Annotated in this window: 2 protein-coding genes and 1 pseudogene; all 3 read left to right on the forward strand. The window is 72.3% G+C overall.

The features are described from left to right. Positions 1–115 precede the first annotated feature (115 nt). Positions 116–868, forward strand: a complete 753-nt coding sequence (locus SY1_RS07875; RefSeq protein ID WP_243440634.1) for a BMC domain-containing protein — start codon at positions 116–118, stop codon at positions 866–868. Further along, positions 865–993, forward strand: coding sequence for a hypothetical protein (locus tag SY1_RS12575; RefSeq protein ID WP_279369732.1), 129 nt, complete (start codon positions 865–867; stop codon positions 991–993). The genes SY1_RS07875 and SY1_RS12575 overlap by 4 nt, the downstream gene beginning before the upstream one ends. A 24-nt stretch (positions 994–1,017) precedes the next feature. Continuing rightward, positions 1,018–1,539 (forward strand): annotated as a pseudogene (locus tag SY1_RS07880) (hypothetical protein); the annotation flags it as partial.

The raw sequence follows: 1,539 nt of genomic DNA on the forward strand, positions 1-1,539 counted from the left end.
GCTCATCCACGCCGGACGCCAGCAGGCGGACGATGCACGGCCGCTCCGGCGGCACGTCGGCCAGGCGCTCGCACCAGCCCTTCATGCCCCGGCCTCGTCCAGGTAGGAGAGGGCCGTGGATGCGTTGGTCGCCAGGGTGACGCAGGAGGTCATGAGGCGCCTTCGGGAGCCTGGGGCGGCAACGGAAAACGCCAAGGCCGAATCGGATTCGGGAGGGGCACGAGAGGTGAACGATAGGGAGAGGGTCCGAGGCGCCGTCGGCCTCATCGAGACGGAGGGGCTTCCTGCGGCGATCGCCGCGGCGGACGCCGCGCTGAAGGCGGCCAACGTCGTCCTGGTCGGGCGCGAGAACTCCCGCGGCGGCGGCTTCATGACGGTGAAGATAGCCGGCGACGTCGCCGCGGTGCAGGCCGCGCTGGCGGCGGCCCGCGTCGCCGCGGAGGGCGTGCGGGGCGTTCACTCCGTGCTCGCCATCCCGCGCCCTGCGGAGGGGATTGGGGACTGCCTCGTCCGGAACGAGAACACGATGGGGGTGGAGCTCCTGAAGCCCGCGCCGCCTGCGCCGGCGCCCTGCGGGGCGAAAGAGGCGCCGGACGCCGCGGGCGAGGGACCGGAATCCGAGGCCGAGCGGGACGCTGAACTCCCGAAGGAGGATCGGGCGCCTCGGTCGGGCGAGGCCGGGCTTGCCGTGGCGGGTCCGAGGGCGCTGATGAAGGTCCAGCCCGCTGCGCCCGCTGAAGCGGAGGATTCAACGACCGTTGAAGTCGCCGGCGGAGCGGAGGCTGTCGAGGCCGCCCCGGAGCCTGCGGAGGATGAGGCGAAGAAGCCACGCAAGCGGCGTTCTACGACCCGGAGGAAGCCGAGGTGAGCGCGGCGGTGATCGCGCGGCCGGACGAGCAGACGGAGCGGCTGTTCCTGTGTCCGGAGGAGCCCGCCCCGGAGGACGGCGAACGAGGGATTCGGCGCAGGGACTTCCGCGTCGAGGAGGACTAGGCGGCGAGGGGGCTGGCTCTTGCGATGAGCGGCGGGAGGAACGCGAAGGAGAAGGAGCCCGGCGCGAGGGGCCAGGGCGCGGCGGGGCGTGGGGGGACGGCGGCGCCGTCCTTTGACCCGAAGGCCGTGGAGCTCCTCGGCGCCCTCGAGGGCGCTCTCGACCGGGATGAGCCGCTGAACGATTTCAAGGAGCTCTTTCTCGGTTTCGACCTGGGGACGACGAACCTGGTGCTGGTGGCGCTGAACGAGGAAGGGCGTCCCGTGTCCGCCGTGATGGAGAGCTCCCGATCCTCCGTCCGGGACGGCGTGATCGTCGATTACATGGCCTCGGTCGAGGGGATGCGGAAATGCCTTGAGCGCCTGAAGCGCCGTCTGGGGAGGGCAGACCTCAACGCCCTGGGGGCCGCGGCCTTCCCGCCCGGCGTCAGCGCGAAGACGGCGAAGGTGTGTGCCAACGTCGTGGAGGCCCTGGGCTTCGACTGCGCGGGGCTGTACGAGGAGCCGACGGCGGCCGCGGCCGCGCTTGGGCTGGAGGACGCGGCGATC

It is taken from the genome of Fretibacterium fastidiosum, from assembly GCF_000210715.1.
GTDB lineage: Bacteria > Synergistota > Synergistia > Synergistales > Aminobacteriaceae > Fretibacterium > Fretibacterium fastidiosum.